Source organism: Demequina pilifera (assembly GCF_048814985.1).
Classification (GTDB): domain Bacteria; phylum Actinomycetota; class Actinomycetes; order Actinomycetales; family Demequinaceae; genus Demequina.
Genome location: NZ_JBMDTW010000002.1, coordinates 511,625 through 524,673 on the forward strand (window position 1 = coordinate 511,625; position 13,049 = coordinate 524,673).

14 protein-coding genes are annotated in these 13,049 nt (G+C 68.6%); 5 read left to right on the forward strand and 9 right to left on the reverse strand.

The annotated features are described in order from the left end of the window. Positions 1-54: 54 nt before the first annotated feature. A complete protein-coding gene (locus tag ACNI14_RS05135; protein WP_420518876.1) occupies positions 55-1,134 on the reverse strand; it encodes a BMP family lipoprotein in 1,080 nt (359 codons plus the stop codon). Between the two features lie 162 nt (positions 1,135-1,296). Next, complete coding sequence (locus ACNI14_RS05140; protein WP_420518877.1) at positions 1,297-2,385, reverse strand: mannose-1-phosphate guanylyltransferase; 1,089 nt, start codon at positions 2,383-2,385, stop codon at positions 1,297-1,299. A gap of 53 nt (positions 2,386-2,438) precedes the next feature. Here ACNI14_RS05140 and sdhC point away from each other — a divergent pair, with 53 nt between their 5' ends. From sdhC to ACNI14_RS05160, 4 genes are read left to right on the forward strand one after another with little or no spacing between them, the layout of a single operon-like run. Continuing rightward, positions 2,439-2,813 carry a succinate dehydrogenase, cytochrome b556 subunit gene (gene sdhC / locus ACNI14_RS05145; protein ID WP_420518878.1) on the forward strand — a complete coding sequence of 125 codons (375 nt, stop codon included), beginning with the start codon at positions 2,439-2,441 and terminating at the stop codon, positions 2,811-2,813. Then, a complete protein-coding gene (sdhD, locus tag ACNI14_RS05150; protein ID WP_420518879.1) occupies positions 2,813-3,271 on the forward strand; it encodes a succinate dehydrogenase, hydrophobic membrane anchor protein in 459 nt (152 codons plus the stop codon). Before sdhC ends, sdhD begins: the two co-directional genes overlap by 1 nt. Continuing rightward, entirely contained in the window at positions 3,268-5,034 is a 1,767-nt protein-coding gene (sdhA, locus tag ACNI14_RS05155) for a succinate dehydrogenase flavoprotein subunit (RefSeq protein WP_420518880.1), read from the forward strand. The genes sdhD and sdhA overlap by 4 nt, the downstream gene beginning before the upstream one ends. 16 nt (positions 5,035-5,050) lie before the next feature. Next, positions 5,051-5,827 (forward strand): succinate dehydrogenase iron-sulfur subunit, encoded by a 777-nt coding sequence (locus tag ACNI14_RS05160; RefSeq protein WP_420518881.1) that lies wholly within the window; start codon positions 5,051-5,053, stop codon positions 5,825-5,827. Positions 5,828-5,834: 7 nt separating this feature from the next. Here ACNI14_RS05160 and ACNI14_RS05165 read toward each other — a convergent pair whose 3' ends face one another. From ACNI14_RS05165 to sigE, 7 genes are all read right to left on the reverse strand, one after another. Then, positions 5,835-6,485 (reverse strand): DUF4190 domain-containing protein, encoded by a 651-nt coding sequence (locus tag ACNI14_RS05165; RefSeq protein WP_420518882.1) that lies wholly within the window; start codon positions 6,483-6,485, stop codon positions 5,835-5,837. 65 nt (positions 6,486-6,550) lie between these two features. Then, positions 6,551-7,660 carry a YihY/virulence factor BrkB family protein gene (locus tag ACNI14_RS05170; RefSeq protein ID WP_420518883.1) on the reverse strand — a complete coding sequence of 370 codons (1,110 nt, stop codon included), beginning with the start codon at positions 7,658-7,660 and terminating at the stop codon, positions 6,551-6,553. Positions 7,661-7,664: 4 nt separating this feature from the next. Next, a complete protein-coding gene (trpS, locus tag ACNI14_RS05175) occupies positions 7,665-8,678 on the reverse strand; it encodes a tryptophan--tRNA ligase (protein WP_420518884.1) in 1,014 nt (337 codons plus the stop codon). Positions 8,679-8,868: 190 nt separating this feature from the next. Beyond that, positions 8,869-9,189 carry a twin-arginine translocase TatA/TatE family subunit gene (locus ACNI14_RS05180; RefSeq protein WP_420518885.1) on the reverse strand — a complete coding sequence of 107 codons (321 nt, stop codon included), beginning with the start codon at positions 9,187-9,189 and terminating at the stop codon, positions 8,869-8,871. Between the two features lie 5 nt (positions 9,190-9,194). Beyond that, on the reverse strand, positions 9,195-10,598 hold the full coding sequence (locus tag ACNI14_RS05185) for a S1C family serine protease (RefSeq protein WP_420518886.1): 1,404 nt from the start codon (positions 10,596-10,598) through the stop codon (positions 9,195-9,197). Between the two features lie 10 nt (positions 10,599-10,608). Further along, entirely contained in the window at positions 10,609-11,469 is an 861-nt protein-coding gene (locus ACNI14_RS05190; protein ID WP_420518887.1) for an anti-sigma factor, read from the reverse strand. After that, positions 11,466-12,074 (reverse strand): RNA polymerase sigma factor SigE, encoded by a 609-nt coding sequence (gene sigE / locus ACNI14_RS05195; RefSeq protein WP_420518888.1) that lies wholly within the window; start codon positions 12,072-12,074, stop codon positions 11,466-11,468. The genes ACNI14_RS05190 and sigE overlap by 4 nt, the downstream gene beginning before the upstream one ends. A gap of 123 nt (positions 12,075-12,197) precedes the next feature. Here sigE and ACNI14_RS05200 point away from each other — a divergent pair, with 123 nt between their 5' ends. After that, on the forward strand, positions 12,198-12,833 hold the full coding sequence (locus ACNI14_RS05200; protein WP_420518890.1) for an O-methyltransferase: 636 nt from the start codon (positions 12,198-12,200) through the stop codon (positions 12,831-12,833). Positions 12,834-13,049 lie beyond the last annotated feature (216 nt).

The following is a 13,049-nucleotide window of genomic DNA, read 5'->3' on the forward strand; positions in this document are numbered from 1 at the left end:
TACGCGGCACGCCCCTCGCCCTGATCAAGGGACTTGTGCCCCCTGAGTGTCCTGCTAGCCGGCCGTCCCGGCCGCGATCTCGCCGGCGATGATGCCCGCGCGAATCTCCTCGATGGCGGCGAGCGTCTCCTCGTCGACGGTGCCGTCCGCGAAGTCGGCCACGCCCACGCCCTCATTCTCGAGGGTGCCCACGTACGGCTCGTTGGAGAAGCCGTCGATCGAGGTCTCGATGGTGTCGAAGACCGCGTTCGAGATCTGCTTGAGCACCGACGTGAAGATGATGTCGGCGTACTCGGGAGCGGACTCGGTCCAGTCGGAGTCCACACCGATCATCCAGGCGTCACCGGCGGACTGGATGGCGGAAGCCGCACCCAGGCCCACGGGGCCCGCGACGGGCATGACGATGTCGGCGCCCTGGTCCAGGAAGCCCTGCGTGATGTTCTGGCCCTGCGTCTGGTCCTCGAAGTCACCCGAGAACGAACCCTCGGATCCGTCCCAGCCGAGCACCGAGACGTCGCCGCCGGTCTCCTCGTTGTAGTAGTTGGCGCCCGCGAGGAAGCCGTCCATGAAGATCGACACGGTGGGGATGTTCACTCCGCCGAAGGTGCCGAGCGTGCCCGACTCCGAGGTCGCTGCGGCCGCGTAGCCCGCAAGGAACGCCGCCTCGTCGGTCTCGAAGAACATGGGCTTCACGTTCTCGATGGGCTCGTCGAAGCCGAAGTCGACGATCGCGAAGTTGACGTCCGGGTTGGCAGCGGCGGCGGCAGCCGTCGCGTCGCCCAGGAGGAAGCCGACCGTGATGATCAGGTCGCAGCCCGCGGCGACCTGTGCGTCGAGGTTCGGGCCGAAGTCGCTCTCTGAGGTCGACTCTGCCTCTGCCATTTCGATGCCGAGCTCTTCGCTCGCGCGGACCAGGCCGTCGTAGGCGGACTCGTTGAACGAGGCGTCGTCGAAGCCACCCTGGTCGGAGACCATGCAGGCCTTGTAGTCGACGGACTCGGCGGGCGCCTCAGCGGAGGCGGTGGAGCCCGCGGTCTCGGACGAATCGGGCTCGTCCTCCGGTGCGGATGCGCACGCGGCCAGGACGAGAGCCGAGGCTGCCGCGAGGGCGCCGAAGCGAATCGTGTTCTTCATGTGTAACTTCCTTGAATCGTGAGTGCCTGTTTAAGTACGCCAGGCTGGTGCGTTGCTCTCCATGCTACGCACCAATAGTCCCGTAAAACGATGTGGAGGGTTGCGACACGACAACGAATCGGTATCGATGCTGGCCGCGGCGCCGGGATCGAGCGCCGCGCGTCAAGCCTGGAACCTGACGTCCTTCACCCGCTGCGCCGCCTCGCGCCGCGTCACCAGGATCGCCTCGTCGGTCTCGACCACCACGGCATCCGGGATGCCCACCACGGCGATCGGCTTGGAGCCGCCGACGATCAGGGTCCCTTCGGAGCCCACCAGCGAGACGTCCTCAGTGCGGCCGATGCGGACGGCGCCATCGTCGCCAGGCGGCAGCAGTCCGGCGAGGGTCGCGAAATCGCCCACGTCGTGCCAGAGGAACGGCCCGGGCACCATCGCGACGCCGCCCTCGGCGGCGACGGGCTCGGCGATCGCGTGGTCGATCGCGATCCGGGTGAGCGTGGGCCACACCCGGCCCAGGACCTCGGCCCGCGAGGGACCGTCCCACGCCGCCGCGATCTCGCGCACACCCGCCTCGAGCGTGGGGTGCAGGCGCGCGAGGTGACCCAGCAGCACGGAGGTGGACACCACGAACATCCCTGCGTTCCAGGACGAGCCGCCCTCGGCAAGAAGCGCCGCCGCAGTCTGCGCATCGGGCTTCTCGGTGAAGGCCTCGACCGCGAAGGCGCCCGGCGCATCGGCCAACGGCTGTCCCGCGCGGATGTAGCCGAACGCGGTGGACGGCTCAGTGGGCTCGATGCCGATGGTCACCACGCGACCCGTCCGCGCCGCCTCGACGGCAGTGCGCACCGTGGCACGAAAGACCTCGCCGTCGGGGATGACGTGGTCCGCGGCGAACGAGCCCATGATGCGCTCCCCCTCGCGCTCCTCGATGAGCGCAGCGGCGAGCGCGATCGCCGCCATCGAGTCGCGGGGGCTGGGCTCGGCGACGATGCGCTCGGCCGACAGGTCCGGAAGCTGCTCAGCGACCGCATCGGCGTGGCGCTCGCCGGTGACGATGTAGACGGACTCCCCGAGCGGCGTCAGCCGCTCGACCGTGTCCTGGATCAGGGTCGAACCGGTGCCCAGCAGGTCGATGAGGAACTTGGGCCGCTCGGGCTTGGACAGCGGCCACAGCCGCGAGCCCACCCCGCCCGCCGGGACCACGCAGACGAGGTGGGGGACGGGGCTGTCGTGGCTGGCACCGAGCATCATGATGACCACCTTAGAATGTCAGCACCGGACCATCGCCACTCAAAGGAGAAGCCGTGTCCCCCGCGCCCACTCTCTATCGCGGCCGAGAAGGCATGTGGATGTGGCTCGTGCACCGTACAACGGGTGTCGCGATCTTCTTCTTCCTGCTGATCCACGTGCTCGACACGTCGCTCGTGCGCGTCTCGCCCGAGGCCTACAACGAGGTCATCGGCGCCTACAAGACGCCCATCTACGGGATCATCGAAGCCGGCCTGGTGGCCGCGATCGTGCTGCACGCCTTCAACGGCCTGCGCATCATCGCCGTGGACCGCTGGACCTGGGCCCTGCGCCACCAGCGCATGCTCGTGTGGGTCGTGTGGGGCATCTTCGCGGTGATGATGGCCGCCTTCCTGCCGCGCCACTTCGGCTTCGTGTTCGGAGGTGCGTGATGACCGCCCCCGAGCTCAAGGCGCCCAAGAAGCCCATGAACCGCCGCAACGTCGGCAACGCGGAGAAGTGGGGCTGGATGTTCCAGCGCGTCTCCGGCGTGATCCTCATCGTGCTGATCTTCACGCATCTGTTCATCAACCTGATGACCGGCGACGGCGTCAACCAGATCGACTTCGCGTTCGTGGCCGGCAAGTGGGCCTCGCCGCTGTGGCAGTGGTGGGACTTCACCATGCTGGTGCTCGCGATGGTGCATGGCACCAACGGCATGCGGATGATCGTCAACGACTACGCACGTCGCCCATTCCTACGCCACATGCTGCAATGGGCGCTGAACATCTCGATGGTGGTGATCATCGTGCTCGGCACGCTCGTGATCTTCACCTTCGACGCCTGCCCCGTGGACGCTGCCGGCGAACTGCTGCCCGAAGTCCCGACCTTCTGTGAGGATGTCCGATGACCGACCACGAATACGACGTCGTGATCGTCGGCGCCGGCGGCGCCGGCATGCGCGCGGCTCTCGAGAGCTCGCAGCGCGCCCGCACCGCGGTGCTCACCAAGCTCTACCCCACCCGCTCGCACACGGGCGCGGCACAGGGCGGCATGGCCGCGGCGCTCGCCAACGTCGAGGACGACAACGCCGAGTGGCACACGTTCGACACGATCAAGGGCGGCGACTACCTGGTCGACCAGGACGCCGCAGAGATCCTGTGCAACGAGGCCATCGACGCGGTCCTCGACCTCGAGAAGATGGGCCTGCCGTTCAACCGCACCACCGCGGGCACGGTCGACCAGCGCCGGTTCGGCGGCCACACCCGCAACCACGGCGAGGCCGCCGTGCGCCGGTCGTGCTACGCCGCGGACCGCACCGGCCACATGATCCTGCAGACGCTGTACCAGCAGTGCATCAAGCAGGAGGTCGAGTTCTTCAACGAGTTCTACGTCCTGGACATGATCCTGGACGGCGACCCGCAGGCGGCCGCCGACGGCGAGGACGTCGCCGTGGCCGGAGTGGTCGCGTACGAGCTGTCCACCGGCAAGATCCACACGTTCCGTGCCAAGTCCGTGGTGTTCGCCACCGGCGGCGCGGGCAAGGTCTACAAGACCACCTCGAATGCGCACACGCTCACCGGCGACGGCATGGGCATCGCGCTGCGCGCGGGGATCCCCCTGGAGGACATGGAGTTCTTCCAGTTCCACCCGACGGGCCTCGCCGGCCTGGGAATCCTGCTGTCCGAGGCCGCGCGCGGCGAGGGCGGGATCCTTCGCAACGCCGACGGCGAGCGCTTCATGGAGCGCTACGCGCCCACCATCAAGGACCTCGCGCCGCGCGACATGGTGGCGCGAGCCATGGCGAACGAGGTGCGCGAGGGACGCGGAGCGGGACCCAACAAGGACTACGTGCTGCTGGACCTCACTCACCTCGAGCCCAAGCACATCGACGAGAAGCTGCCGGACATCACCGAGTTCGCGCGCACGTACCTGGGCGTCGAGCCGTACACGGAGCCGGTGCCGGTGTTCCCCACCGCGCACTACGCGATGGGCGGCATCCCCACGAACGTCAACGCCGAGGTGCTGCGCAACAACAACGACGTCGTCAAGGGCCTCTACGCGGCCGGCGAGGTCGCGTGCGTGTCCGTCCACGGCGCCAACCGCCTAGGCACCAACTCGCTGCTCGACATCAACGTGTTCGGCAAGCGCGCCGGCATCGCCGCGGCCGAGTACGCGGCCACCGCGACCGCGCCCGAGCTTCCGGCCGATGCGGCAGCCCGGGTCACCGCGCTCGTCGCCCAGTTGCGCGAGACGGTGGGCGGGGACGGCACCGAGCGCGTGGCACAGATTCGCAAGGAGCTGCAGGAGACCATGGACCTCAACGTCCAGGTGTTCCGCACCGCCGAGTCTCTGGCCGAGGCCAAGGAGCTCGTCCAGCGGCTCAAGGAGCGCTACAAGTCGATCGCCATCCACGACCGCGGTCAGCGCTTCAACACCGACCTGCTGGAGGCCGTCGAACTCGGGTTCCTGCTCGAGCTCGCCGAGGTCGTCATCGCGGGCGCGGACGGTCGCAAGGAGAGCCGCGGCGGCCACTACCGCGAGGACTTCCCCACGAGGGACGACGAGAACTACCTCCACCACACCATGGCGTACGCACGTCCCGACGGGATCGACCTTCAGTGGAAGCCCGTCGTGATCACCAAGTACCAGCCCATGGAACGCAAGTACTGAGCCGGGAGGCGCGACGATGACTGCCACTGCCGAGAAGACCGAGTCGACCGACGGGGTCGGCGCGATCCCCACGTTCACGGTCACGCTGAAGATCCTGCGCCACGACCCCGAGGGCCTCGACGGCCGCGAGGCCGGCGCGGAGTACTGGGAGGAGTTCACGGTCGAGGCCTTCGCCACCGATCGCGTGCTCGACGCCCTGCACACCATCAAGTGGGATCAGGACGGCACGCTGGCCTTCCGGCGCTCGTGCGCTCACGGCGTGTGCGGTTCCGACGCGATGCGCATCAACGCCAAGAACCGTCTCGCGTGCAAGACGCTGCTGAAGGACCTGAACCCCTCGCGCCCCATCACCGTCGAGCCCATCAAGGGTCTGCCGGTCGAGAAGGACCTGATCGTGGACATGGAGCCGTTCTTCGCCTCGTACCGCGAGATCATGCCGTTCCTGATGACCTCTGGCCCCACGCCGGAGCGCGAGCGCCTGCAGTCCCCCGAGGAGCGCGAGCGGTTCGACGACACCACCAAGTGCATCATGTGCGCGGCGTGCACGACCGCGTGCCCGGTGTTCTGGACGGACGGTCAGTACTTTGGCCCGCAGGCGATCGTGGGCGCCCACCGGTTCATCTTCGACTCGCGCGACGAGGGCGAGTGGGACCGGCTCGAGGTGCTCAACGACAAGGCCGGCGTGTGGAAGTGCCGCACCGCGTTCAACTGCACCGAGGCCTGCCCCCGTGGCATCGAGGTCACCAAGGCCATCTCCGAGGTGAAGAAGGCGCTGACGTCAGGCGAGGTCTGACCCCGCCTCAGTCGCGGCCGTCCTCGCACCACACCTGGAACCACGGCCGCCCGCGTTCGCCGCACGTGTCGCCGAACTCCTCGTACTCGGAGCCGTAGGGAGACTCCTGGTAGAGGTCGTCGCACGCGGCGTCGTCTCCCACCGCGCACTGGTCCCACAGCCCGTCGAGGTACGCATCGTCGCCGTACGCGCCGCCCTCGGCATACTCGGACCCCGCCTGCCCGGACTCGGCCGCAGGCTGATCGGCCTCGAACGCGGTCCACGCGATCGCCCAGGTGAGCGCGGCCGTCACTGCGATGGTGACCAGCATCCCCAGCACCAGCCCGACGACGGCCATCCAGGTGCCATTGCGCTGGCCCGAACCCGTGCGCCGCAGCCCGACCGCGCCCAGCGCGACAGCCACCGGTCCCAGGCCGAGGATCCCGGTCACGAGCGCGGCGATCGACACGCCATCGGTCGAGGTGGGGGTGGGCGACTGTGGGAAAGGCGCCGGAGGCGTGGAACCGTAGGGTGCCGGCGGGGCTCCGGCCGAGAAGCCTGGTGCCGTGGCAGGCGGCTGCTGCCCGGGTGGCGCGTATCCCGTTCCCTCATTGCTGGGGGCGGCAGGCTCCCACGCCGGCTGAGAGCTCGGCCGCTCGAACGGGTCGCGGGTGGTCACAGTGGAGTCCTCTCGTCTGTGCGCCGAGGGGACTCACGTCCCCCGCAACGCGTTCTGGGAGGACGCTAGCGCATCTGCTGGCCCGGACGGACGGTGGACTTGCGCGTGGTGACGCCGTTCGTCTGTCGGGGCTGAGACTCGGGGGCGTCGGATTCGATCTCCGGGTCCACGCGCTGGACGTCCCGGTTGGTGCCCAGCCACGCCGAGCTCAGCAGCAGGATCCGCGCGATGAAGTCCACGAAGATCAGCAGCGACACGATCGCGACCGCGGAGCCGAGCACCGCGTTCTCGCTCAGCGAGCCGACCACCAACGAGAACGCCTGGCGCAGGATGCCGATCGCGATGGCCGCGGCGAACAGCGCCCACAGCAGCGGGCGGCGCGGGCCCTTGTAGCGTCCGAGCACCACGATCGCGAGCGCGGCGAACGCCATGTCCAGCAGCACGCCGACCGCGATGGCGGGCCCGCGAATGATGCCCTCGGAGACCCACTCGACTGTGAACCAACTCGCCATCACCTCCGCGAACTGCGAGGCGACCACCTGCAGCACGAGTCCCAGCACCACCACGAGGACCAGCGAGAACAGCGCGATGAAGTCCCGCAGCTTGCCCTGAGCGGGAGGCGCCGCCTCCTTGCCCAGCATGGTGCGCACTCCGACGCGCATGCCGCGCAGATACCGGGTGGCGGTGTTGAACAGGATCAGAAAGCTGACCACCCCGACCACGCCGGAGACGGTCTGCGGCTCGAGCGACGACGGATCCACCAGGTCGTTCTCGCCGTCCCCCACGATGCCGGGGATCGACTCGTCGAGGAACGAGTAGAACCTCTCGTTCCATTCGGAGTTGCGGCTCACGAAGTAGCTCGCCAACGTCACGCCGATCACGAGTGCGGCGGCGATCGACGTCAGCGAGAAGTACGCGATTCCGCCCGCGAGGATCATGCCGTTGCCGTCATTGACGCGCTCGAGCATGCGGCCCGCGTGGGAGCGGTCGAACCGCTCCTTCAAGGACTTGCCGCGCTTGACGGCGACCTTGCTCTTGACCATGAGGCTCGCGTCCTTGGCCTCGAGCCGCTGCTGCTCTCTGCGGTAGACCGTGGTGTGCTGGAACGCCGAATCGGCGGCGTGGCGGTGAGGGTCCTTCGAGGCGGGCTTGTCCGGGTCCTCGCGCTCCGCCATTCCTCTACCTCCCGTGCATCGGGGCCAGCAGGCCCACCTTGTCGTACAGCCGCTCGAGGGTGGGGCGCGCGATGGCCGTAGCCCGTGCCGCGCCGTCCTCCAACACTGAGTCCAACCTGTCAGGGGACTCGATCCATTCCATCGCGGAATCGTGGAATGGCGTCAGGAACTCGACCACCGCGTCCGCGAGGTCGGACTTGAGGTGGCCGTACATCTTGCCCTCGTAGTCGTTGACCAGCTGGTCCACGCTGCGGCCGTCGATCGCCGAGTAGATGGTCAGCAGGTTCGAGACGCCGGCCTTGGCCTCGCGGTCGAAGGCGATCACGGAGCCCGTGTCGGTGACGGCCGACTTGATGTTCTTGGCCACCTTCTTCGGGTCGTCGAGGACCTCGATCAGTCCCTTGGGACTCGACGCGGACTTGGACATCTTCTTGGTGGGCTCCTGGAGGTCGAAGATCTTCGCGGTCTCCTTCACGATGTGCGGTTCGGGAACCACCACCGTGCCCTCCCCAAAGCGCGTGTTGAGCCGCTGCGCGAGATCGCGCGACAGCTCGAGGTGCTGACGCTGGTCCTCTCCGACCGGCACCACGTTCGTGTCGTACAGCAGGATGTCCGCCGCCATCAGCACGGGGTAGGTGAACAGGCCCACGTTGGTGCCGGTCTCCCCCACCTTCGCCGACTTGTCCTTGAACTGCGTCATGCGGCCCGCCTCGCCAAACCCCGTGAAGGTGCTCAGCAACCACGCGAGCTCCGCGTGCTCGGGCACGTGCGACTGGCAGAACACGATCGACCGGGCGGGGTCCACGCCCGCGGCCAGGAACTGGGCGGCGGTACGGCGGGTGCGCGCCCGCAGGGTCGCGGGGTCCGGGGTGACCGTGAGGGCGTGCAGGTCCACCACGCCGTAGATCGCGTCGTGGGTGTCCTGCAGCTTGACCCACTGCACGAGGGCGCCCAGGTAGTTGCCGAGCTGGAGGGAGTCTGAGGTGGGCTGCATCGCCGAGAACACGCGGGGCTTCATGCGCCCATTGTTCCGCAAGTCCGCGCGCGCACCGAACCCGGCCCCCGCATCGGCCGCTCGCCGCCCTCTCCCAGACTTTCACTGCGAACCACTCTTCGGGGCGACACCCCAGCGGCGCGACCTATACCGGGCTCCGCTCCGGCGCGCCGCGAAAAAGATGGTTCGCAGTGAAAGGCGGGGCGGCCGCGGGTCAGGTCGCGTCGGCGTCGAACGGGGCGGGCTGACCTGCCGGAGCGGGCGCGGTGCGTGCCGGCGCGGGCGCGGGAGTCGGCTCGTACAGCGCCTCGCGCACGATGCGCCGCGGGTCGTATTGGCGCGGATCGAGCTTGTCCCAGTCCACGTCGTCGCCCACCTCGGCCTTGAGCTGGGCGCGGCCCTTGTCGACCGCGCCCCTGAGGCCCAGCGCCCATTCGCGAAGCTGGCGCGCGTACTCGGGCATGCGCTCCGGACCGACCACCACGATGGCGATCACGATCAGGACGAGCAGCTCACCGCCGTTGATGCCGAACATGCGGACTAGTCTTCCGGCTCGGGCTCCACTTCGCCAGTTTCGTACTGCACCGAGGAGCTGGAGTCGAGCGTCACGGTGATGTCCTGCTCCGAGCCGTCACGCTGCACGGTGAGCGTCACGTCCTCGCCGATCGCCATCGCGCGGATCTGCACGATGAGCTCGTCGACCTGGGTGATGGGACGCCCGTCGATCGCGGTGATCACGTCGCCCGGCTCGATGCCCGCGGCTGCGGCAGGCCCGTCCGCGACCACGCCGGACACGTCGTCCACCACCTGCACGCCCTCGCCCCTGTAGCGCTGATCGAGCTGCACCCCGATCACGGGGTAAGTGGCGACACCGGTCTCGATGAGCTGCTCTGCGGTGCGCTGCGCCTGGTTCGCGGGGATCGCGAAGCCCAGGCCCACGGACCCGGAGGTGCCGCCAGCGCTGGGGAGGGCGGCGATCGCGGAATTGACGCCAATCACCTCGCCCTGAGCGTTGAGCAAGGGGCCTCCAGAGTTGCCCGGGTTGATCGCGGCGTCCGTCTGGATCGCGTCGATGAAGGCGGTGCTGTTCGCGTCTCCCGCGGTGACGGGGCGGTGCAGCGCCGAGACGATGCCGGTGGTCACCGTCCCCTCGAGGCCGAGCGGCGATCCGACGGCGATCGTCGAGTCACCCACCAGGACCTCGTCGGAATCGGCGAACACCATCGGGGTCATCCCGTCGGCATCGATCTCGAGCACCGCAAGGTCGTAGTCCGCGGTGGCCCCCACCAGCTCGGCGTCCATCTCAGAGCCGTCGGACAGAATGACCGTGATCGACTCCGCACCGTCGACCACGTGGTTGTTGGTCAGCACGTAGCCGTCTTCGCGGATGACGAAACCCGAGCCAGATCCTTCACCGGCCGCAGATCTCGCCTCGATCGAGACGACCGACGGCATGATCGAGGCCGCCACCGACGCGACCGAATCCGCGGCGCGCTCGACGGTCTCGCCGGACGCCAGTTGCATGGTCGGCGTGGTGGTGCCCCACTCGTCGTAGGCCCACGCTCCGCCGAAGCCCGCGCCGGCGCCGATCACGAGCGCGCCGACGACGACGCCCGCCACGGTGCGCTTGCGCAGTCGACCCACCGGCGGCTTGGGGAGCCGTGCGGCGGGCGGCGGCGTGTAGCCGCGGTCGTCGTGAGCGGGTTCCGAGGTGTACATCACGCCGTCCGCGCCAGGCGCGTACGGCGACTGGGCGGCCGATGCCGGGGCCGGGGCGCGCTCGGACGTCGCCTGAGCGGACCACGCCTGATCCGCGGGCGCCGGGGCTGCGCCGTCGCCCGACGTCGCCTGGTCGGACCGTGCCGGATGGGACGGTGCCTTATCGGACGGTGCGTCGTCGCGCGAGCTGGTCCAGCCCGGGGGCGCGAAACGGTTGTCAGTCATCGAATCTCTCTCATCTGGTCATTGAGGCAAAGGCAGTGAACTCCTGGATGCCGTCGGCCACGCGGTCCACGAAGCCGGGCTCCCCCTGCGCGGGGAAGCACGCGGCCACGGCCTCGAGGGTCGACAGCGCGCACGAGCACGTCGCGGAGATCACGACGTCGCCCGTCTGCCACACGAGCTGTCGCGGTTCAGCGCTCACGACGTACGCGACCGTGTGGCCAAGGTCCAGCGACTCGAATCGCTCCTCGAATGCCGACGACAGCCGACCGTGCTGCTCGGTGATGACCACGGGCTCGAGGTTCGCGAGGATGGTCGCGACGAACACGAGGTCGCCGCCCTGCGTGCGCAGCACCGCACCCTCGACGGGCTTGAGACCCGTGGCCTCCCAATCAGGGTGGACCCAGGAGCGCAGGGCGTCTCCCCCGCGCATGGTCTGCGCCGCGACGTACGTGACGTCGCCCGCGGCCGCGGCCTGGGTGGTCGTCGCGGGGCCTTCGGCGAACTCGAGAGAGACCTCGTCCGGGGCGCCGGCGACATACGCGGCCCCCACCCCCGTGGTCACGGCGACGAGCATGATCACTGCAGCCAGCATCGGCCGCCGGTGGCGTCCGCGCGCGGCGCGTGCCTGGTGGCGCGACTCGCCCTTGGCGATCTCAGCCATGCGGTCGCGATCGAGGAGCTGCTGCGCGAAGGTCATGTCGATGCCCGCCGAGGCCGTCTTGAGCGCCTCTCGCGCCTCACGCAGGTCGTCCCAGCGCATGCGGCAGTCGGGGCAGTGCTCGAGGTGGCTCATCGCCCGCGCCGTGCGCTCAGCGCTCAGCCGGTGGTCGAGGAGATCGTGAAGGTCGTCGCCGAGGTGCTGATCACTCACACGCCACCTCGCACCGGCGCGCGGTGAGCCAAGGACTCACGGAGCTTCGCACGGGCGCGAGACAGTCGGGAGCGGACAGTGCCCATCTTGATGCCGAGCGTGGCGGCGATCTCCTCATACGACAGCCCCTCGATGTCGCTGAGCACGACCGCGGCCCGGTACTCGGGCTGCAGATCGGACAGCGCGGCGACGATGTCGTCGCCGAGGTGGGACATGTCGAAAGCGTCCTCCGGCTGGCCCGAGCGCTCGTGGCGGTCGAAGCTGCGGGAGGTGGGGACGGAGACATCGTCATCAGCCATGAAGTCGAACCGGATGCGCTTCTTGCGGCGCATGCGATCCAGGAACAGATTCGTGGTGATGCGGTGCAGCCAGCCCTCGAACGTGCCCGGCTTGAACTGCGACAGCGAGTTGAACACGCGGATGAACACATCCTGCGTGAGGTCCTCGGCGTCGTGCTGGTTGCCGGTGAGGTGATAGGCAAGCCGGTAGACCCGGCCAGAGTGCTCCTCGACAATGCGTTCCCAGGTCAACTCCGGGTTCGCAGTCTCGGACGCGAATGGGGTCGCTTGAGGCGCCTCGTGCGTCGTTTGCGCATCGTGCATCATCAGCTCACCCTCTTTCACGTATCTGGCAACGGATACCTGTCTTCCTATGTTCCCACGGATAGCGCCGCGGGGCATCGGCCGGTGCGCCCGTGTGACGGATACCATGCCCTCAGGAGGCGATACATGACTACGGATGCCGCGAACTGGGCATATTGCGAGGACTTTGTCCCCGAGGACACCGTCCTGCTGGAGGCCCGTGACACGGCGGATCAGTTGGGCTGCGTGCCGGTTCATCCCGGTGCCGGCCGCGTGCTGCAGCTGCTGGCGCGCATCTCCGGCGCGCGCTCCGTGGTCGAGATCGGCACGGGAGCGGGCATCTCGACGACCTACCTTCTGCGAGGCATGGGCGACGCCGGCGTGGTCACCACCATCGACGTCGAGCCGGAGCATCACAAGGCCGCCCGCCGCACGCTCGCGGCCGGCGGCTTCGCGCCCGCACGCTCGCGCCTCATCACGGGACGCGCGCTCGACGTGCTGCCGCGCCTCACGGACGCCGGCTACGACATGGTGCTCATCGACGCCCGCAAGGTCGAGTACCCGCAGTACCTCGAGCAGGCGGTGCGGCTACTGAAGGTGGGCGGCATCCTCGCGATCGACAACTCACTGTGGCATGGCCGCGTCCCCGACCCCGCACAGCGGGACGAGGAGACGACGGCGGTGCGCCAGACGCTCAAGGCCGTGCGTCAGGACGAGACTCTCGAGCCGATGCTGCTGCCCAGCGGAGATGGCCTGCTCGTCGCGGTCAAGCACGCCGCCTGAGTGGCGCGTCGCGTCGGGAGTGGGCGGGCAGGGCTGCTCGCCTGATCCTGAGGGCTGCGTGGTCCTGCGATTCGCCTAGTCCTGTGCGGAGTCGCCTAGTTGTAGTGCCCAGGGACGTTGTTTGAGTTCCGGGCGATGAGGAGAACCTCCGGGCAGAGTGGAGCTGTCTAGTTCTTCGCTCTTAACCCGGAGGTTCTCGTGTCTCACGCTAATGCT

What these genes read in the sequence shown, in the direction of transcription:
- ACNI14_RS05170 (WP_420518883.1), bottom strand. Translation starts at nt 7,660, where the DNA reads ATGGCGGAGCGCGAGGACCCGGACAAGCCCGCCTCGAAGGACCCTCAC.
- trpS (WP_420518884.1), bottom strand. Translation starts at nt 8,678, where the DNA reads ATGAAGCCCCGCGTGTTCTCGGCGATGCAGCCCACCTCAGACTCCCTC.
- ACNI14_RS05180 (WP_420518885.1), bottom strand. Translation starts at nt 9,189, where the DNA reads ATGTTCGGCATCAACGGCGGTGAGCTGCTCGTCCTGATCGTGATCGCC.
- ACNI14_RS05200 (WP_420518890.1), top strand. Translation starts at nt 12,198, where the DNA reads ATGACTACGGATGCCGCGAACTGGGCATATTGCGAGGACTTTGTCCCC.
- ACNI14_RS05140 (WP_420518877.1), bottom strand. Translation starts at nt 2,385, where the DNA reads ATGATGCTCGGTGCCAGCCACGACAGCCCCGTCCCCCACCTCGTCTGC.
- ACNI14_RS05185 (WP_420518886.1), bottom strand. Translation starts at nt 10,598, where the DNA reads ATGACTGACAACCGTTTCGCGCCCCCGGGCTGGACCAGCTCGCGCGAC.
- sdhD (WP_420518879.1), top strand. Translation starts at nt 2,813, where the DNA reads ATGACCGCCCCCGAGCTCAAGGCGCCCAAGAAGCCCATGAACCGCCGC.
- sigE (WP_420518888.1), bottom strand. Translation starts at nt 12,074, where the DNA reads ATGATGCACGATGCGCAAACGACGCACGAGGCGCCTCAAGCGACCCCA.
- ACNI14_RS05135 (WP_420518876.1), bottom strand. Translation starts at nt 1,134, where the DNA reads ATGAAGAACACGATTCGCTTCGGCGCCCTCGCGGCAGCCTCGGCTCTC.
- ACNI14_RS05160 (WP_420518881.1), top strand. Translation starts at nt 5,051, where the DNA reads ATGACTGCCACTGCCGAGAAGACCGAGTCGACCGACGGGGTCGGCGCG.
- sdhA (WP_420518880.1), top strand. Translation starts at nt 3,268, where the DNA reads ATGACCGACCACGAATACGACGTCGTGATCGTCGGCGCCGGCGGCGCC.